This window comes from Bradyrhizobium sp. UFLA05-153, from assembly GCF_054185185.1.
The window spans coordinates 1-18,829 of sequence record NZ_JBBIAM010000157.1; the positions used below are offsets into that span (position 1 = coordinate 1).

Below are 18,829 nucleotides of genomic sequence, written 5' to 3' on the forward strand. Positions count from 1 at the left end.
CCGCCAGGCAGATGTCTTCACCGATCTCGCGGAGCTGCAATCCAAAATCGGTCGGGACTCGTCGGAGCGGCCGGCCCTACGGAATCGAAGCGAGACGCGTACGCCGCAATCCTTGCAACGAGGCATAACCGGCGCTACCGAGGCGAGGCCGACAAATAGAGTCGTTGCCGTATCCACGGCCAAACCGGGTCAGACGGCGCCGTAGAAGGCTGTGCTAGCCAGCGTGGCGCAATTTAGACCACGGCTTATCCTTAAATGCATCGGGCGTCTTGCAGCTGATGATGCAGTGTGAGGCTACTCTGTGAGAAGCCAAGCATCCCTGAGGCTGCCGTCCTTGGGTAGTTTGATCAATGCCCTGGCTGGCTCCGCTATCTGGAGCTTGAAAGGCGCGCCCCTCCCGCACCCCCGCGAGCTGCGCCGTCTGAAGCGCCTCCAAAAATCGTGAGCACGATGCAACAGAACCTAATCTTTAGAAGGTTGAGGTGGAATGGCTTTGCTGCGCGGGTGTTATGGAAGAAGTCAGCCATTGACCTTCCTACTTCCCGCGTTGCTTGAGCCCAGCATGGCCATAGCCCCCTGCCCCGGCCTGGGGCGCGTGCGGAGATACCTGACCCGGTCTGAGTTCCAATTGATCGTTACCATCAAATAAACGGCCTCCTGGTCTCTCCTAGCATGGACGGTAACGTATTCTTTCGTCCTCCTCGCTAGCATTTGCAGCAGGGAGAACGTCATGGATCAAGGACACATGTTTGCGGCCCTGAGCGCCACGAACGAAGCCATTCTGCGATCGAAGAACAGCTCCGAGCTTTACCAGAAGGTTTGTGATGCGGCCGTCCATGGCGGTCACATCCGGATTACTGCTGTTCTCATGCCTGACGAAATCGGATCCCTGCACGTCCACGCGGCCACGAGCCAGACGGGCTTCATTCCTCAAATCAGCATTTCGGTTGATGAGGCCTCGATGTACGACCACGGACTTGCCGGGCGAGCTTGTCGCTCCGGCTGCCCGATCATCAGCAACGACGTCATCCATGATGAGACCCTAAAACCCTGGCGAGAGCATTCAATCGCGTGCAGCGTAGGCGCCACATTGGCCGTTCCACTGGTTCAACGCGGCCGAAGCATCGGTGTCTTCCTGTTCTGCTTTGAGCAGGCGGGTTCGATCACTCGCGAGATCAGCACCCTGCTCGAACGCGTGGTGGAGAATGTTGCCTTCGCTCTTGAACGGTTCGAAGGAACGGCACGACAGCGACGGGCTGAGCGCGCACAGCGGCAAGCCGAGAGCAAAGAAGCTGAACTTAATCGCATGTACATTGCGCTCTACAAGACCAACGAAGCAATGATGCGCGCGGAATCGCGCCAAGAGCTGTTCGACCTCGTTTGTGAAGCGGCCGTCCTGGGCGGTCACTTTACCTCGACCACTATTGCTTTGGCCCAGCCGCACGATCATTTCATGAAAATCGTGTCCACAAGGGGACAGAATGCAGACCGTATTCTCAGCACCGCCTTCTCTATCTCGGCCGACCACCCGCAGGGCAAAGGGCTAACAGGAACGGCATTTCGCACCAGACAACCCTGCGTCAAAAATGAGTTCTTGAAGGACGCCGGCACCATGCATTGGCATAGGTTGGCAGAGCGCGGGGGCACTCGTGCGGGTGCGAGCTTCCCACTCTTCAAGAACAACGAAACGATCGGAGTGCTGCTCTTCCTTGCTAGCAAGGAGGGGATATTTACTCCTGAGATCGTCGAACTATTGGCACGTCTCGCAGAAAACGTATCATTTGCCATCAGCAACTTCGATCGACTCGATGCGAAAAGGGACGCCGAAAACCGTATCCGCTTTCTTGCAACACACGATGCTCTGACAGGAATTCCAAACAGATCGATGTTCAACACGATGCTTAGCGACGCCCATCGCCGAGCAAGAAATGGCAGTCATCAATTCGCGATCCTGTTCATCGACTTGGATCGGTTTAAACTGATCAACGATTCGCTGGGCCATTCCGCCGGCGATCAAATGCTGATTGAGGCCACCAAACGCATTCGTGGCTGCATTCGAACCGAGGATGTCCTAGCCAGGCAAGGTGGCGACGAGTTCTTGGTTCTGCTCGATGAACTGCCCTCGAGAGAGCAAGCTGGCGCGATCGCTCAGCGACTGCTGGAAGCGTTGGCAGCCCCCATACTGCTAAGCGGATGCGAATGCCGCATCAGCTGCAGCATCGGAATCGCTGTCTATCCCGGCGATGCCGCGGAAACTGAGGAGTTGGTCAAGAAGGCCGATACCGCGATGTATGCCGCGAAAGCTGATGGCAAAAATGCCTATCGGTTCTTTTCCGTAAGTTTGCAACCTCAAACCCTCGGTAATTTGATACTTGAAGCAGATCTGAGACGTGCGATCGCGAACGACGAGCTGTTCCTGCAGTATCAGCCCAAGGTCGATGCCGCCGGCAGTATGATCGGCGTAGAGGCACTTGTTCGCTGGCATCACCCACAGCGCGGCACGATCCCGCCGGGCACGTTCATACCTGTTGCTGAAGAGAGCGGATTGATTATCCCTATCGGCAGGTGGGTGCTCGAAGCTGCCTGCCGACAGAACCTGCTTTGGCAATCGAGAGGACTTCCGGCCATTTCCATGGCAGTCAATCTGTCCCCGAAGCAATTCATGGATGATGGGCTACTTGCGTTTCTGGACCGCGTGCTGTGCGAAACGGGCCATGCTCCGCAGCTCCTTCAATTGGAGGTCACAGAGAGCATGGTAATGCAAAATGTTCAGCATGCGACAGCCACCATGAAAGCGATCAGCGGCCGGGGCGTAAAGCTGGCAATCGACGACTTTGGTACCGGCCATTCGTCGATGTCTCTCATGAAACATTTCCCCATCGATGCGATCAAGATCGATCGATGCTTCGTCCAGGATCTAAGCGAAAGCCCGAAAGACCGCGCGATCTCGGCTGCGATCATCACGCTCGGACAAGCGCTCGGCATGACAGTGGTTGCGGAGGGAGTGGAAACTATCGAGCAAGACGCGATCCTTAAGCGTTATAGCTGCGACGAATTTCAGGGTTTTCTATTTAGTCGACCCGTTTCGGCCGAGAGAATTGGCTGCTTGCTTTCTCAAGGCGGCAATTTGATGGATCAGGTGACAGCGCCGACGCTCGCTTCCGGCTGCGGGGTCGGCGAGGGTCGGGCTACTGCTAAACCTACCTTGACGAACGCGGATCGTTAGATCTTGCTGCGAGTAACGGCCAGAACGTCTGCACCTCACGCAATCATGCAATTAAGTCGAGGGCCGCGAGCAACAAGCAATCTTTCGCAAGCAGGCGCTCAAGCCCGACGCAAGTCGGCCCAAATTCGCACATCGAATGTTATGGAATTTCTGTACTAGCCGGTCTTAAGCAAGCTGGCTTATTGGAAGCTGAATTCGCGAATTCCTCCGTGCAGCCCATCATCTCGAAGCGGTGTCTCCTCGACCGGGGGCGCGACGACGAACTCCAACTGCGCGAGATCCATGCCGTCGATAAACGGGGCAAATGCAACCACACGATGCTGGATTGCTGAAACCGGAGCAGAGAAGATCGACGGTACACCACTATCCTTCGTTGCCAGTGTCCAAGCCTGGGCGAACTGCTCGACCGGCCCAAGGGCTAAGGAGTAGGAGCTGAGGTAATGAAGCTCCCGGCGGAGCCCGTCGTTATGGGGCATGCGAACGCCGCGGCGGACGTAAAGGATCGCCAAGACAATCAATGTAGTCCGGAAGCAAACCTTCAATTAGCCCGTTGTTGGCGTCGAGGATCACGCCCATCTCGTCTTCCGTGAAGAAAGGAGAAACACTGTCGTCGACCGGGGTGATAACCCATTTGCCCGGGCGGATGGGGTATCTGAGGCGATCCAGATTGCGGATCGACACCTTGATCGCCCGCATTACCTCCGAGTCCTGGCGGCGGCTCCTACCGTCAACCCAAAGTTTGGCGAAGCTTGCGACGAATGCGATGAACTTGGTCTCGGGAAACGTCGCTAGACAGGACGTAATCCCTGAAGTGGCCGGCCCATTTGCATGCCGAGCTTGGAAAAAATCGAACGCTCGCGTCGCCAATCGTCGTCCGCCATAACTTTCTGGCCACCCGCGAATTGAGCTCTCTCGACCGGCGCTCTGCCGATGCTGTCGTCGAGAAGGCGCTTGCGAGAATAGGGATCGCTGATGTTATGGAGCAACAGAGCTCTACTCGGCAGCCAATGCTGATTGCAATTCCGGCCTCTCGTGCAAAGCCTCGTGCATATCATCTGCGGTCGGCTTGATCCGGAACCACGTGGCATAGAGCGCGGGAAGGAACAGCAGGATCAACACCGTTCCGACTGCGGTGCCGCCAATCAGCGTGTAGGCCATCGATCCCCAGAAAACGGAATGCGTGAGAGGGATGAAGGCCAGCACGGCAGCAAGCGCGGTCAGGATCACGGGCCTCGTGCGTTGCACGGTGGCCTCGATGACGGCGTGATAGTCGTCAAGTCCGGCGGCAAGGTTCTCCTTGATCTGTTCGGTCAGGATCAGAGTGTTGCGCATCAGGATGCCGGCCAGTCCGATCAGGCCCAGGATCGCGTTGAACCCGAAGGGCTGGTTGAAGAGGAGCAATGCCGGCACGACGCCGACGAGGCCAAGCGGTCCCGTGAGGACGACCATCGCCATCGTCGAGAAGGACCGCACCTGCAGCATGACGACGATCAGCATGGCGGCAATCATGGCCGGGAAGATCGTCGCCAACGCGTCATTAGCCTTGGCTGCCTCCTCGATCGATCCGCCCAACTCGATGCGATAGCCAGCCGGAAGGGATGCGATCAGCGGCTGAAGGGCCGTCTTGATATCCTTTGAAACTTCTGGAGGTTGGGTCGCCTCATTGATATCAGAGCGAACGGTGACGACCGGTGTGCGATCGCGGCGCTTCAGGATCGGTTCTTCAAGTTGGATTTCCGAATGGCCGACCTGGTCGAGCGGAATCGAGCGGCCATCCCGGCTCATCAATGAGAAATCCGCCAGACGCGCCGGATCCAGCCGCTCGCCACCGGCGCTGCGTGCCACGATGGGGACATTGCGGATATCCTCACGAACCTGCGTCACGGCGATGCCGGTGAGGAGGAACTGGAGTTGACGGCCCACCTCGGCCGGCGAAAGGCCGATCAGGTTCAATCGATCCTGATCCGGGATAAAGCGGAGCACGGGCGTGCGATCGCCCCAATCGCGATTTGCTTGCCGCACGTCATGAACGCCTCGCATGACTTCGAGAGCCTTCTGGGAGATGGCGTATAATTGAGCGGGATCTGGTCCCATCACACGAAACTCCACCGGGAACGGCGTATAGGGTCCGAACACGAGCTGGGTGACGCGCACATTGGCCTCGGGGGCAAGGCCCTGTGACACGGTCTGTCGGAGCCGGTGCTTCAAAGCCTCGCGCGCCTCTGCGTCAGGCGTCAGCACGACGATCTTTGCGAATGCCGGATCGGGCAGCTCGGGCGCCATCGCAAAGAAGAAGCGCGGCGCACCCTGGCCGACATAGCTCGTGATGATCTTGGCCTCGGTTTGATCGTGCAGCCAAGTCTCGAGCTTCTCGACGGTGGCGGTCGTCGTCTCGATGCTGGTGCCTTCCGGTAGGCGAACCTCCACCAGCACTTCCGGGCGGTCGGAGGTCGGGAAGAACTGCTGCTTGACGCCACCCATGCCGACGACGGAAAGCGCGAAGGCGACAGCGACGATGCTGCAGGTCAGGAACTTGTGGCGGACGGCGAAGGTGATGAGTCCTCGCAGGCGCTGATAGTTGGGCGTGCCGTAGATCGCGTGGTGACCGCCTTCGACCGGCTTGATCGCGGGTAGCATCTTGACGCCAAGATAGGGCGTGAAGATCACCGCGACGATCCAGGAGACGATGAGGGCGAAGCCCACGACCCAGAAGATGTTGCCGGCATATTCGCCGGCCGTCGAGCGCGCGAAGCCCACTGGCAGGAATCCTGCGATCGTCACGAGTGTTCCGGACAGCATCGGTGCCGCCGTGTGGCTCCACGCATAGGCCGCCGCCGAGATACGGTCCATGCCCTCTTCCATCTTCACCACCATCACTTCGATGGCGATGATGGCGTCGTCGACGAGAAGACCAAGCGCGAGAATGAGGGCGCCGAGCGTGATGCGGTCGAAGAACCGGCCGGTCTCCAGCATGATGAGGAACACGACGGCGAGCGTCAGGGGGACGGCAGCCGCCACGACGATGCCGACCCGCCAGCCGAGGCTGAGCAGGCTCACCAGCAGCACCACGCCGAGCGCCATCGCGAACTTCATCATGAACTCGTCGACCGCCGAGGTGATGTTGACTGCCTGATCGCTGACCTTGGCCAGGGTCATCCCGAGCGGCAGGGTCCCAGCGATCGCGGCGGACCTCTCCTCCAGCGCCTTGCCGAGCGCCAGACCATTCCAGCCCTCCTGCATCACCGCCGCGAGCATGATCGTGGGCTCACCTTGGTGTCGGATGATGTAGGTGGGAGGATCCTCGTAGCCGCGGCGGACCTCGGCAATGTCGGAAAGCTTCAGCGTTCGCCCGGCAGCGACAATCGGGGTGTCGGCGATCGCCTGGACGCTGTCATAAGCGCCGTCGACCCGGATGAAGACCTGCGGTCCCTTGGTGTCAATCGAGCCTGCTGGTGTCACCGTGTTCTGCCGCTGCAAGGCGGCAACGATATCCTGTGCCGATACGCCGAGGGTCGTCAGCTTGGCATAGGAAAACTCGACGAAGATCTGTTCGGGACGTTCGCCGAGGATGTTGATCTTCTTGACGCCGGGCACGTGCAGGAGGTCCTGACGGATCACCTCGGCTTGCCTGGCGAGCTCGCGCATCGGCATGCCCTTGGCCTTGAGCGCATAAAGTCCGAAGCTCACGTCCGAATATTCGTCGTTGACGAAGGGGCCGAGCACGCCCGACGGCAACTTGCGCGCTTCGTCTCCGAGCTTCTTGCGGGCCTGGTAGAACTCCTCCTGCACGCTCGACGCCGGCGTGCTGTCCTTCAGCGTCACCGTCATGTAGGCATAACCGGGTCGCGTGGTCGTCTCCACCCGGTCATACCAGGTCAGTTCCTGAATCCGCTTTTCCAGGGGTTCGGCGACGTGGTCCTGCATCTCGCTTGCCGTCGCGCCCGGCCACACGGTGGTGACCGTCAGGGTCTTGATGGTGAAGGACGGGTCCTCGGCCCGTCCGAGCATGATGAAGGCGTAGACGCCCGCGGCCGCCAGCAGGAGGATGAAGAACAGGGTGACGGCCCGCTCGCGAACGGCGACCGCGGAAAGATTGAATCTCATCAGTTGCTCCTGCTGTCCGACGCGGTCCTGACGCGAGCGCCCTCGTGCAGGAGATGAGCGCCCAGGGAAACAATCTGGTCGCCGGAGTTCGATCCGGAGATAACGGCCGTCTCGCTGGTCACACGCAGAAGCTTGATGGGCTGCAGGCGTACGGTCGAAGTCGCGCTATCGAAGACCCAAACGCCGGTCGTTCTGCCGTCATCGAGCACGGCTCCCAGCGGCACCTGCACTTCTGGTTGACTATCCTGGCTTGCAAGCCGAATGGTGACCGTCGCGCCAAGCGGAGCCGCCGCGGCGTCGCCATCGAGAACGTAGCGAGCCTCATAGGTACGGGTCTGGGGATCGGCGGAATCCGACAACTGCCGGAGATGCGCCGTATAGCGGCGCCCATCGCTCCCATAGAGGCTCGCTTCGGCGAGCGAGCCAATCGCCGGCCGCGTCGTTTCGGGAAGCGCCACCACCGCTTCACGAGGACCGGACTGTGCCAACCGAACGACCGCTTGACCGGCGGAGACCACTTGGCCGGGCTCGCCAAGCGTTTGGGTGACCGTTCCGTCGGCATCCGCAAGCAGCACGGAATAGGTCGCCTGGTTCTCCGCGACCCCCGCGTCGGCTTCCGCCGCGGCAAGCTGCGCTTTGGCGGTATCCGATGCGGCCTTCGCCTGCTCGTAGCGTTGCTTTGAAGCCCAACCGTCGTTCACGAGGTTGGCGTAGCGCCTCTCGTCGGCGTCGGTCTGAACGACAACTGCACGCGCCGCGGCGACTGCGTTGCGCTTCGCTGCGACCGCCAGACGCAGATCGGTTTCGTCGATCCGCATCAGCGGCTGGCCGGATTTGACCTGCTCACCGACATTCACGAGTCGTTCGACGATCTTCCCGGCAACGCGAAAACCGAGATTGCTTTCCACTCTCGCGCCGATGGTGCCGGTGAAACCGCGCTCGGATCCGTTGACCGGCGTGGCCGTCACCAGACGCACCATCGGGGGCTCCTGCCTCGGGTCACTGACCGCAGAGGCTTCATGAGCCGGAATCGCAAGAGCAACGAAGGTCGCCACCCCCGCCGGGACCAAAATACCGGCCAGCACCGCAACACCCCTCATCATGACCGTCTCCTTTGGATTTTAGATTTCACTCGACTTCTATACGTAAATTAGATTTCGATCGCAATCTATTTTTAGGGCGCTAACGCGAACGTGATGCCCGGAAAACCGGGGTCTTTCCTCGTCCGGCGGCCAAATCCAGCCATGCATCTTGATAGATTGCGTTCGAACGCTAACTTGTATATAGAAGTCGAACGAAATCCAAATGGAGATCCACGATGCGAGTGAGTCGCACCCAAGCGGCCGAGAACCGCCAAACCGTGATCAATGTGGCAAGTCGCCTCTTCAGGGAGCGCGGCTTTGATGGCATTGGCCTCAAGGATCTGATGAAGGGTGCCGGGCTAACCCAAGGCGCCTTCTACAAGCAGTTCGCATCAAAAGAGGATCTGGCGGTTGAGGCGTCCAAGCGTGCATTGGAGAGCGCGTCCGGCCGATGGTCAGACGCGGCCGCGGCACATCCTGACGATCCCCTCGGCGCGGTGATCGGGTTTTACCTCAGTGGCGACCATCGCGGAGAAAAGATGGACGGCTGCCCGATCGTGGCGCTCGGCGCAGATGCCGCCCGACAGGGCCCGGACGTGAAGGCGGAATTCGAAGCGGGAATCAAAGCGCATCTCGACGTGCTTGGCCGCTTCATCTCCGGGACCGGCGACGAGGCCTCGCGGGGCAAGGCCATGGCCATTCTCGCAACGATGGTCGGCGCGGTGACGCTATCGCGCGTCGTCAACGACCCTGATCTGGCTCAGGCGCTTCTGGATGCCGCGGCCGAACAGGTTCGCGACGTCGCTGCCGCTTGAAAGCGTGCGCCTCAAAGCACGGAGAGATCGAATGCTCAGCATGACCGAAGCCAAACCAAGTTTGCTGAAGATATCGGACAAACTAAGCGTACGTTTTCAAAAGACCGGCAGCGGGCCTCCCCTGCTCCTCTTGCATACGATCCGGACGCAGCTCGAGTACTTCCGCAGTCTTGCGCCCCTCCTCGCCGGATCGCACACGGTGTACGCCATTGACCTCCCGGGTCACGGCCACTCACCAATCGATCCGAATGCGAACTTCGACGAACCCTACTTCAGGCGAGCCGTCATTCGCTTCATCGAGGAGCTAGACCTCTCCAACGTGACGCTCGTTGGCGAATCGATCGGCGGGGCATTGGCCCTTACCGTAGCGGCATCGCTTCCGCAGCGGGTAAATCGGGTCTATGCAATCAACCCCTACGATTACGAGACCCGCTACGGCGACGGTATTCGACGCGGTAATTGGTTCGCGAACTTCATCATCGGAAGCTTGCAGATCCCGGTGCTCGGCGCGATCAATGCATCGCTCGAAAACAAGATCGTCCTCGGCAAGATCATGGGCGGCGGATATCACGATGCACGCAAACTGCCGGCCGATCTGCTTGCTGAATTCGACGAGGCAGCTCGTCGCCCGGGATACAAGCAGATCGCGCGCAAGGTGCTGGCAGGCTGGCAATCCTGGAGCAAGGCACGGGACTATTATCGGCAGATTTCGGCGCCCGTGACGCTCATCTATGGCGATAGCGATTGGTCTCGACCAGATGAGCGCGAGCGCACGCGGTTGCTGATCCCTGCCCCACGGATGTTAACTCTGAAAAATACCGGCCACTTCTCAGCTGTCGAGAATCCGTCGGAACTGGCTCGCGTGATACTGGCGACAGAATGACAGCAATGATCAAACGCAGGAGTGCGCAACGATGTTCAAGCGCTTTTGGCAGAGCATGAATGAATGGGCCGCGGCCCTGAGCATGGACGATCCGCGCGGCGACTACATGTTCGGGCTGGAAGATCGTGTCGCAAAGCTTGAGCGCGAAGTTGAAGGTCTTCAGATCCAGTCCCAAGCAACGCTGGTTGGGCCGGCTGACCGTGTTTATCAATTGCAATCGTGAACGCCGACGCTCCCGACAGACACCAATTTCCCGACCGACAGCCAAGCCGACCTCGAAGGTCCTCTGATCATGCATCGCATCGTCGTTACCGGATTGGGACTCGTGTCACCGCTGGGCTGCGGCAGTGAGCTGGTATGGTCCCGGCTGCTCTCGGCCCGTTCAGGACTTGCAGCGCTCCCGGAGTGGGCGGCTGTCCTTCCCATACGCGTCGCCGGAATCGTTCAGACCAAAATCGACGACCAGGATGGTGGCTTCGATCCGGATCTGGTCGTTCCTCCCAAGGATCAGCGGAGGATGGATCGCTTCATCCTGTTCGCCCTCGCCGCAGCATCCGAGGCCATAGCACAGGCGGCGTGGATCCCTTCGAACGCGCATGCCATGGAGCGCACGGCCACCGTGATCGCATCCGGCATCGGAGGCTTTCCGGCGATCGTCGATGCGGTTCGCACCACCGATCAGCGCGGCGTGAGGCGCCTCTCGCCTTTCACCGTGCCGTCCTTCCTCGCAAATCTCGCAGCCGGCCATATCTCGATCCGCTACGGCTTCAAGGGGCCGGTCGGTACACCCGTCACTGCCTGTGCCGCAAGCGTGCAGGCGATCGGCGATGCCGCACGTCTCATCCGAACCGGAGAAGCCGACGTTGCGATTTGCGGTGGCTCGGAAGCCTGCATCGACCTAGTGAGCCTTGGCGGGTTCGCCTCCGCCCGGGCGCTTTCGACGGGCTTCAACGACACGCCGGCGCGCGCGTCCCGCCCCTTTGATCGCGACTGCGATGGCTTCGTCATGGGCGAAGGCGCCGGTATCCTCGTCATTGAAGAGCTGGAGCATGCGACCCGCCGCGGCGCCAAACCGCTCGCCGAAATCGTCGGCTATGGCACGACGGCCGATGCCTACCACATCACGTCAGGACCCGAGGACGGCGACGGCGCGCGCCGTGCCATGGAAGGCGCGTTACGGCAGGCCAGCCTCAGGCCTGGTGACATCCAGCATCTCAACGCCCATTCCACCTCGACGCCGGTTGGCGACGTTTCCGAACTGGAAGCGATCAAGGCCGTGTTCGGCCGCGAGGGAAAGATTGCCGTGAGCGCCACAAAATCGGCAACGGGTCATCTGCTCGGCGCAGCCGGCGGAGCCGAAGCAATCTTCACAATCCTCGCGCTACGGGACCAGGTGGCACCGCCCACCCTCAATCTCGACAATGGCGACACGGCGGCCCAAGGCGTCGACATCGTGGCCCGCGAGGCACGGCGTATGCCAATGGAATATGCGATTTCCAACGGATTCGGCTTCGGCGGCGTCAACGCGAGCGTCATCTTTCGACGTTGGCAATGAGGGATTCACTCAGCGCGTGGGAAAGATTCAGGAGATTGCCGACACGGCCTCACAGGCGCTCAACGGCGCTGTTTGGGATCGCAGAGGTTCGAAGTGTGGCGCACAAAATCGCGCAGATGGCGGAGGGAGAGAAATTAGAAAAAAACTTGCTCTACCGCTGCGGCTCAGGTGCTCTCGCTAGGCAGAGAATAACCGCTCAAAGTCTCTCCCAAGAGCGATCGCGCTGGCCTTTTTCGGTCATCCCCGGCACGTTAAGCCGGAAGCGGGATCGAGCCGAAAGGCGACCTCGGCATAAGTGGTTTAGGGTCAATGCCGAGGCGAGGTGCTCGGCGGTAATGGGCGCGCCAAACGAATCGAGTCTAACGACCACTGCTTACTCCATTGCCGTGGCACCGCTGAGGGGTTTGGCCCCGCCAAATTCCACGGCCGACCTATGGAGTACTGCGAGACGTCGAACTCGAACGAGTGCCTCCAAGTGGCGGATCCCGAGGGTGCCCCGCCAAAATCCAGACCAGTGTGACGATCGTCACTATCGCGACGAGCACCGCGAGCGAATGGCGCACGAACTTCGAGGCTGCGATCGCCATCACCAACAGTAAGATAAAGGCCGTCCAGGTCATGCCACTTGATTTATTGGCGCTATAGGTGCTTTCGCGAGTGCGACTTTTTCAACACAATCACCTCAGAACCAGACAGCGAAGCCATCTGGTTGCAGATCAGCGAACCAGAAGCCGACATGGCGACCAAGCTATTCAACCACCTCGTCGACGCGAGCGATCAAACTTGCCGATAATTCAGAGTTTATCGATTTCGCTTTCTTCAAGTTGAAAATCAGCTGTGGGACCTTGGGCCCCTTAGCTCAATGGCCGCGGTCGGCGGGCTACGCCAGTGGGACAATCGAGGGCTCTACGATCCCAATGTCCGAGGTCGGCTGCGGCCAGATATGTGCTCTCCAGGAAGGCCATCAGCGCTACCTCCGGGGCAGCTGATTGTCTCACCACATCGTAAGGCAGGAGAAATTCCCCGAGCTTCCGGTCGAAGTAGGCTCCATCGGGCATCACTTTCGCGTCCGCAAGACCTGCAGGAGCGGGATAGGCATAGGAGTAAAAAGCCGCAAAATCCGTGCCGCCGCCGCCCGGCCAAAAACCTGCCGACGAGACTTCATGACTGTATGCCTCGCGGGTCACCTCGTCCGGCAAAGAAGGAATGCCACCCGGATGTAGGGGCGCGGGGCGTCCGGAGAAGCGCGTGACCGCTAGATCAAAGCTGCCCCAAAAGAGATGAACGGGACTAGCCTTTCCGATGAAGCCGGTTCGAAATCGGGTGAATACATTGTTGGCGAGCACGAGCGCCTCGAAGAACCTTGTCACGGCTGCAGCATCGTAGGGTCTCGTTTGCCGATCATCGCGAAATGAGATGGGAGCGGGCACCTCGCTGGGTCGGCCGTGAAGCTCCGGCGTGCCCCCAATACGCCGAACGAGTTCGAGGAAATATGCATAGAAGTCAGCCACAGACATCGGTCCTAACGGAAGCTCAGTCGTGCGCCCGTCTGCTGCTTCTCCGATGACGGCATGTTTCCGGAGATCAAGGGTGATCTCAATGCCAGCCCCGTCCGGTACCAGCGAAGTCGTCAACCCACGTGCGTTAACGTAGAGGGTCGCGTGCCAAGAATGGTTGAGCCAAGGCGTTCGTGCAAGTCGGTACTTACCCACAACCTGCGAATACATATGGAGCGCGGAACATGTCTCGCGCCAGTTCTCGAACGGGATGTCTGGCCAGTTTGCGTTCACAGTGCTTCCTCCAACTAAGCTTCATCCGAGTGGTCACAGCACCGAGATAATGTTAGGCGAGGTCCATTCGGTGCTCAAAGCTAGACGATGAAACGCGAGTAGAGTTAGTCTGCCATTGTCACGCTATATTGCGCAACTTCGCACCGAAGACAGAGCCTAGTTTTGGGCCTAACCGATGTGCTCAGCATATCCATCGGACCGAGAGCGGCGCTTGTGGCGCAAAGCGGTCATTCGCCAAAGTCACTCGCCGAGTTCGGCAGCGCTGTGGACGCAGTACAGTGTGCGGCCGAGGCGCAGGCCGCTCTGGCGGAAGCGAACGCCAGCTTGCAAGCGGACAAGCGCATCAATTTCCGCATTGGTATCCACGTGGGTGACGTGATGGTTCGTGCGGGCGATCTGTTCGGCGACGGTGTGAACATCGCAGCGCGGTTGCAGACGCTGGCGGAGCCGGGTGGGGTTTGCATCTCCGGAACGACGTATGAGCAGGTGCGGAAAGTTCTGCCGATTACGTTTACCGATTTGGGGACACAGCAGGTTAAGAATATCGAAGAGCCCGTGCGGGTCTACGGTGGTCGCCAAGCCTGCCGACTCCATCGCGGCACTACAAGCTGCCGCGGAAGCACCAAAGCCGATTCCCCTTCCCGACAAGCCCTCTATTGCCGTCTTGCCGTTCCAGAACATGAGTGGCGATGCCGAGCAGGAGTATTTCGCTGATGGGATGGTCGAGGACATCATCACTGCACTGTCCCGTTTCAAATGGCTGTTCGTGATCGCTCGCAATTCGAGCTTTACCTATAAGGGCCAGTCGGTCGACATCAAGCGAGTTGGACGAGAACTAGGTGTTCGTTACGTATTGGAAGGCAGCGTGCGAAAGGCAAGCGGTCGAGTACGGATTACAGCGCAGCTCATTGACGCGGAGACAAGGGCCCATATTTGGGCGGATCGCTACGACCGCGCCGTCGATGACATCTTTGCGTTGCAGGATGAGATAACCTTGAGCACGGTCGCCGCAATCGAGCCCAGCGTGCGTCAAGCTGAAATTGAACGGGCCAAGCGTAAACGGCCCGAAAATCTCGACGCGTACGATCTTGTACTGCGTGCGACACCGCTAGTTGACACTGGAATGCCGGACGGCGCGTCGCAAGCAGTACCACTCCTGCAGCGCGCGCTTTTGCTTGAGCCGAACTATGCGCTTGCGCACGGCCAAACCGCGTTTTGTAATGAGATACTATATCTGCGAGCGGGAAGGCGCGAAGACAACCGTGTAGCGGCAATACAGCACGCGCATGCTGCCATTGCGCTCGGTCCAGACGACGCCCCCGCACTGGTCTATGCCGCGATCGCGATTGGGCTTGTCGAACATGATCGTGCCTTGGCTCAGGAAACCTTCGAGGCCGCCCTTGCAATTTCCCCATCGGCAGCATGGGCGTATTCCTGGGGTTCATTGATTTTGGGTTGGGGAGGGGAAGCGGAGCGCGCTATTGAATGGGGCGAACGGGGCATTCGCCTAAGCCCATTCGATCCATGGATTACAGCAGCGCTGCATGGCATTTGCATGGGTCATTTTCTTCGTGGGCGTTATGAAGATGCTGCAGTTGCAGCGCAACGAGCCATTCGTAGCAAGCCAGGTTTCAGTGTCTCGCACATGTTTCTAGCTGCGGCGCTAGCAAAGCTCGGGCGAATAAAGGATGCCAAAGCTGCTGCCGACCGCGTGATGCAACTTCAGCCTAACTTCAACAGCAACGGTCAATGCTCCGCCATCGGTTGCGTGCCGATACTCGCGGGACCTCTTATCGAAGCAATGCGCGCTTCAGGTCTTCCCGAATGATCCTGATGCGGCGCCTCGGAGTCGTCGTCGCTGGGTTCTCAGCTTGTCACCGACCCTATGAGCCGGGCCTCATAACCTGGACAGCCTCAGCTGTGCAGGTTGTTCGGCCTACATGCACAGCCTTTGAGATCAAATCACAGCGATACGGCGTTGCTCAGTTGAGGCGGAAGCTACAGCCACGTCTAAATCAGCAAGTCATGAAAGTGGTGCTCAAATAGTGGAAGCGCCGCGTGTAGCGTCCTCGCTTCGGACGGCGCCTCAGCGAGGCCGGCGGCGAAGTTCACGAATGCCTCCTGGGTGTCGCTCACGATTTCAGAGTAGTTGGGGAGTTGCGTAATGTCGCTGTGAACGCTCTTAAGCTCGGTCTCAAGCTTGAGAACGGTGCCAAACGTCGAAAGCCCCTCGTAGAGGCCTGCTTCGGGATCATAGTTCGGCTTACCGGGATCGGTGTAGTCCAGGGCAGCCATGCCCACGATCAGCGTAATATCCGCATTGACGATGTCGGAAAACGTGGCCCCCCCGTCGCGGAAGTGCTGATGTACGAGGTCATGTTGGTAGAATAGCTGATCTAGTTGATCGACGGGCTGTGTTTCGGGCGTGAGTTGCGAAGGCTCAGGCGTCGTGACACCGAACTGGCCTGCGGTGTAGCCGGGGCCGCCGTAGTTGCCGTAGGTGGGCACCGGGATTCCGTGGGTGGCGAAGGCATTCAAGGGGTCGTGCGGGTCGAAGTGAAATGTAGCGTCCCAATTGATGAACGACATGGCTCTCTCCTCGAACTCCAGATTACTGGACTGCGCATGGTCGGCCCAGACTATTCCAGGAGGTCTCCGATGCACTAGTGAATCTGTTCACTACGGGTTCTCCAAATTCCCGCAAAGGTTCGGATACGAACTCGGAAGGTCAGCGGGACTGCACTTCTCGCGCAGCATTGCAGCCTTCGTCTGCAGTTGGCCCTTTGCGATATATCGCGCCGCCGCGCGAGATTTGTCGCTTTCAAGTCGAGGCGGACATCCAAATGGCAGGCAAGACCGGCTGACTCGGTCGAGAATGACCCATAGGCGACGTCGCGCTCGCTCCAAGGGGAGCGCCTCTTGGCGGGCAACTATCGCACCCATAGCTTGAGTGGAGCGGCTTGTCGACCGGGGCAATCGATCGTGCCTGTGTAAGAGTCTGACAATCGTCCGCTGTAGGTGCATTCGACGCCGGCAACCGACAATGTCGCATTCAATTGGGATGATGAGGCCGATATCTGAAACCGCATTTCACCAGTCTTCTCCTCCGGACCATCCTGAGTGCACACACCGACGTGCTTCAACGTTAATGGTCCGGAGTATTCCTTTATATGGTCGGAAATCGTTTCCGTGACGGTGGCGGTCAACTCCCACTCGCCGAGATAGCCGGAGTATCCGATGACCTGAAGCGATTGAGCGACAGCCGGTGTCGCGAGAGCACTCAGAACGATAGACACAAAGATTGCTCTCACGACATGCTCCCGTGGTATCCGCATGCCCATCAGCGCTTCGTCAGGAACGCGCGCGCGTCGGTAACCTCGGTCCGGGTACTATCCGCAGCATCGGCGATCGCGACGACCTTGCTGTAATACTCATGAGCCTTGGCGGACTCACCGGACTTTTCCGCGGCCTTCGCCGCGCCCGCATAGGCGCCCAGCCGGTTTGGTTCCTTCTTCAGCGTCGCTTCAAACGCGCCGAGCGCGTCCTTGGCGTTACCGCTCTCGAGCAGCATGACACCATAGAGTTCGCGTGCCGGCTTGGGTACGCCCGGCGTCACCGGATGCTTCTCGGTCTTGTCCTCAGCATCGGCCGCTGCGCTCATCACTTTCAGAGCGTCGTCGCGCTTGCCCTCGGCATAGAGCCTCCAGGCGGTTGCGACCTGCCGCTCAATGTCTACTTGCTCCGACCAATAAGCGTCCTTCGCATCTCGCAGCTTGTCCCGCAACTCGGCGAGCTTGGCGATATCAGCCTTGGCGGCTTCAGGATTGCCCGAGCGGGCTGCGCCTAGCGCTCGCGCGAAATGGGTCACCGCCTGCACGTGAGCCAGGGGGCTGGCGCGGACTTGAAGCGCCGCCGCAGCCTTCCAATCGCCGCGCTCCACCGCGTAGCGTGCCGGCGCAGCGGCCAGCGCATATGGTCCGGCGATGAAGGTCTCGGTGAACCCGGTGACTGCGTTCATTTCGTCGATAACAGCTGCGGCTTTCTCGTCCTGCCCGAGTTGTAGATAGGCGTAGACCAGGTAATCCATGGCGTGCAGCTGATCATGGCCCTCTTTGTCCGCGTTCGCGACACGCGACGATTCGACATTGGACGCAATCGACTCCTTCCAATAGCCGACGCGCGTGAAGATGTGCGATGGCATGTGCTGCGCATGTGCTGCCGCTGGCGCGACCTTGGCATAGCGTCGGGCGGCCTCAAGGCCTTTCTCGGCGATCGGCGGATAGTCGTAGAGGTGGATGAGGTAATGCGCCACACCGGGATGTTGTGGCTGGCGTATTGCGATCGGCTCAAGGATTGCCGCACCTTTGAGCTGGTTGGCGTAGGTCTTGTCGGCCGGCGAAGCCGAGGTGTTTAGGGCGAGCGCATAATAGATCTGCGCTTCATCATCGTTGGGATAGCGCTGTGCTAGTTGTTCCATGGCCTTGGCGTAAGCCTGCATGCGCGTACGGTGATCGACTTTTTCGTAGTCGGCGTACATGGCGCCGAGCGCATCCAGGTAGTCGCGCTCGCGCTGGGTCTTGGTGCCGACGCTCTTTCCCTTTGCGATCGCGTCAGCGCCCCCGGCGAGGTTCTTCGCAGGCGTCGGAACGTGGGGATTCCATAACAGGCTGAGCGCGATGCCCCAGTAGGCTACACCGCACTCAGGGTCGGCCTTCAGCACGTCTCCAAACACTTGTTGCGACGCGCGGTACCAGAACGAGTGCTGGTACAGCATCCCGCGGTCGAAAAGTTTCTGCGCTTCTGGTTTGCACGATGTGTCGAAATGCACAGTGCCGAGCTGACTGCTGTCTGATTGCCCCAACGCCGGTTGCGCGAGCGAAAGTCCCACTGCGGCCGCAGCAGCAATTGCGAATGGCGTTTTGATCATGATCTAGCTCCAGGCAAAAATATCAACTTTCCACCGAGCCATCGCGTAGATTAGACCGTTTTCTTGAGGCCGACCATGCATCGGCATTCCGCTTTGCCCTCTTTCCTTGTTGAGGCATGTCAGCTGTGCTGACAATTTATGCTCGTATCGTGCCTCGGCCAGGGTTCTAAATACCGGCGAGGCACTAAGGCGTCTCGGTTGTCCGACACCTGTTTCATCTGTTTTGAAAGGCGCATTGAGAGCGCCCATCAAGTGCGACGATTGTCTCCTGTTGGCCCCTCGCGTCATTTGCTGCGTCTGCTCAAAAGCGGTTGCTATCGGGACCGAAGCGGACATCGATTGATAGCGAGCACTGCCCGGCTCAGTCGCAAATGACCCTGGCTGTGTGAAAACATAGTGCCGCTGTTATGATTCTCCCGTGATTCTGAGGGAGAATTGATGAGGCGT

General features: G+C 59.5%; 14 protein-coding genes and 2 pseudogenes. 8 read left to right on the forward strand and 8 right to left on the reverse strand.

Annotated features, from left to right (window positions below):
* Both Q2941_RS45650 and Q2941_RS45655 read left to right on the forward strand, forming a co-directional pair.
* Window positions 1-205, forward strand: a pseudogene (locus Q2941_RS45650) (hypothetical protein); the annotation flags it as partial.
* Window positions 206-730: 525 nt separating this feature from the next.
* The gene (locus tag Q2941_RS45655; protein WP_458196684.1) at window positions 731-3,226 is read left to right on the forward strand and encodes a bifunctional diguanylate cyclase/phosphodiesterase; all 2,496 of its coding nucleotides are present in this window, start codon (window positions 731-733) and stop codon (window positions 3,224-3,226) included.
* Between the two features lie 179 nt (window positions 3,227-3,405).
* Here the strand turns inward: Q2941_RS45655 and Q2941_RS45660 are convergent, their stop codons facing one another.
* The 4 genes from Q2941_RS45660 to Q2941_RS45675 all read right to left on the reverse strand — a co-directional run bounded on the left by Q2941_RS45660 (window position 3,406) and on the right by Q2941_RS45675 (window position 8,433).
* Window positions 3,406-3,702, reverse strand: a complete 297-nt coding sequence (locus Q2941_RS45660; protein ID WP_458196685.1) for a hypothetical protein — start codon at window positions 3,700-3,702, stop codon at window positions 3,406-3,408.
* Window positions 3,692-3,922, reverse strand: a complete 231-nt coding sequence (locus Q2941_RS45665; RefSeq protein WP_458196686.1) for a hypothetical protein — start codon at window positions 3,920-3,922, stop codon at window positions 3,692-3,694. Before Q2941_RS45665 ends, Q2941_RS45660 begins: the two co-directional genes overlap by 11 nt.
* A 297-nt stretch (window positions 3,923-4,219) precedes the next feature.
* A complete protein-coding gene (locus tag Q2941_RS45670) occupies window positions 4,220-7,330 on the reverse strand; it encodes an efflux RND transporter permease subunit (RefSeq protein WP_458196687.1) in 3,111 nt (1,036 codons plus the stop codon).
* Window positions 7,330-8,433, reverse strand: a complete 1,104-nt coding sequence (locus Q2941_RS45675) for an efflux RND transporter periplasmic adaptor subunit (protein ID WP_458196688.1) — start codon at window positions 8,431-8,433, stop codon at window positions 7,330-7,332. Before Q2941_RS45675 ends, Q2941_RS45670 begins: the two co-directional genes overlap by 1 nt.
* A 215-nt stretch (window positions 8,434-8,648) precedes the next feature.
* Here Q2941_RS45675 and Q2941_RS45680 point away from each other — a divergent pair, with 215 nt between their 5' ends.
* The 4 genes from Q2941_RS45680 (at window position 8,649) to fabF (ending at window position 11,665) form a co-directional block, all read left to right on the forward strand.
* Window positions 8,649-9,227: a TetR/AcrR family transcriptional regulator gene (locus tag Q2941_RS45680; protein WP_458196689.1), complete on the forward strand. Its 579-nt coding sequence runs from the start codon at window positions 8,649-8,651 to the stop codon at window positions 9,225-9,227.
* A 31-nt stretch (window positions 9,228-9,258) separates the two neighbouring features.
* On the forward strand, window positions 9,259-10,110 hold the full coding sequence (locus tag Q2941_RS45685) for an alpha/beta fold hydrolase (RefSeq protein ID WP_458196690.1): 852 nt from the start codon (window positions 9,259-9,261) through the stop codon (window positions 10,108-10,110).
* A gap of 31 nt (window positions 10,111-10,141) precedes the next feature.
* Window positions 10,142-10,333 (forward strand): hypothetical protein, encoded by a 192-nt coding sequence (locus tag Q2941_RS45690; RefSeq protein WP_458196691.1) that lies wholly within the window; start codon window positions 10,142-10,144, stop codon window positions 10,331-10,333.
* Between the two features lie 69 nt (window positions 10,334-10,402).
* A complete protein-coding gene (gene fabF, locus Q2941_RS45695) occupies window positions 10,403-11,665 on the forward strand; it encodes a beta-ketoacyl-ACP synthase II (protein WP_458196692.1) in 1,263 nt (420 codons plus the stop codon).
* Window positions 11,666-12,519: 854 nt separating this feature from the next.
* Here the strand turns inward: fabF and Q2941_RS45700 are convergent.
* Complete coding sequence (locus Q2941_RS45700; protein WP_458196693.1) at window positions 12,520-13,455, reverse strand: DUF5996 family protein; 936 nt, start codon at window positions 13,453-13,455, stop codon at window positions 12,520-12,522.
* A gap of 264 nt (window positions 13,456-13,719) precedes the next feature.
* Between Q2941_RS45700 and Q2941_RS45705 the strand changes: the two are divergent.
* Window positions 13,720-13,938, forward strand: a pseudogene (locus tag Q2941_RS45705) (adenylate/guanylate cyclase domain-containing protein); the annotation flags it as partial.
* Window positions 13,939-14,023: 85 nt separating this feature from the next.
* Entirely contained in the window at window positions 14,024-15,283 is a 1,260-nt protein-coding gene (locus tag Q2941_RS45710; protein ID WP_458196694.1) for a tetratricopeptide repeat protein, read from the forward strand.
* Between the two features lie 182 nt (window positions 15,284-15,465).
* On the opposite strand, the gene Q2941_RS45715 is transcribed toward Q2941_RS45710, so the two are convergent.
* The 3 genes from Q2941_RS45715 to Q2941_RS45725 form a co-directional block, all read right to left on the reverse strand.
* Window positions 15,466-16,044 carry a phospholipase A2 family protein gene (locus tag Q2941_RS45715; RefSeq protein WP_458196695.1) on the reverse strand — a complete coding sequence of 193 codons (579 nt, stop codon included), beginning with the start codon at window positions 16,042-16,044 and terminating at the stop codon, window positions 15,466-15,468.
* Window positions 16,045-16,385: 341 nt separating this feature from the next.
* Window positions 16,386-16,766, reverse strand: a complete 381-nt coding sequence (locus Q2941_RS45720; protein WP_458196696.1) for a hypothetical protein — start codon at window positions 16,764-16,766, stop codon at window positions 16,386-16,388.
* Window positions 16,767-16,795: 29 nt separating this feature from the next.
* The gene (locus Q2941_RS45725) at window positions 16,796-18,382 is read right to left on the reverse strand and encodes a tetratricopeptide repeat protein (protein ID WP_458196697.1); all 1,587 of its coding nucleotides are present in this window, start codon (window positions 18,380-18,382) and stop codon (window positions 16,796-16,798) included.
* Window positions 18,383-18,829 lie beyond the last annotated feature (447 nt).

Coding starts and splice junctions, on each gene's coding strand:
- Q2941_RS45690 (WP_458196691.1), top strand. CDS start 10,142: ATGTTCAAGCGCTTTTGGCAGAGCATGAATGAATGGGCCGCGGCCCTG.
- Q2941_RS45725 (WP_458196697.1), bottom strand. CDS start 18,382: ATGATCAAAACGCCATTCGCAATTGCTGCTGCGGCCGCAGTGGGACTT.
- Q2941_RS45665 (WP_458196686.1), bottom strand. CDS start 3,922: ATGCGGGCGATCAAGGTGTCGATCCGCAATCTGGATCGCCTCAGATAC.
- fabF (WP_458196692.1), top strand. CDS start 10,403: ATGCATCGCATCGTCGTTACCGGATTGGGACTCGTGTCACCGCTGGGC.
- Q2941_RS45655 (WP_458196684.1), top strand. CDS start 731: ATGGATCAAGGACACATGTTTGCGGCCCTGAGCGCCACGAACGAAGCC.
- Q2941_RS45680 (WP_458196689.1), top strand. CDS start 8,649: ATGCGAGTGAGTCGCACCCAAGCGGCCGAGAACCGCCAAACCGTGATC.
- Q2941_RS45670 (WP_458196687.1), bottom strand. CDS start 7,330: ATGAGATTCAATCTTTCCGCGGTCGCCGTTCGCGAGCGGGCCGTCACC.
- Q2941_RS45715 (WP_458196695.1), bottom strand. CDS start 16,044: ATGTCGTTCATCAATTGGGACGCTACATTTCACTTCGACCCGCACGAC.
- Q2941_RS45685 (WP_458196690.1), top strand. CDS start 9,259: ATGCTCAGCATGACCGAAGCCAAACCAAGTTTGCTGAAGATATCGGAC.
- Q2941_RS45660 (WP_458196685.1), bottom strand. CDS start 3,702: ATGCCCCATAACGACGGGCTCCGCCGGGAGCTTCATTACCTCAGCTCC.
- Q2941_RS45675 (WP_458196688.1), bottom strand. CDS start 8,433: ATGATGAGGGGTGTTGCGGTGCTGGCCGGTATTTTGGTCCCGGCGGGG.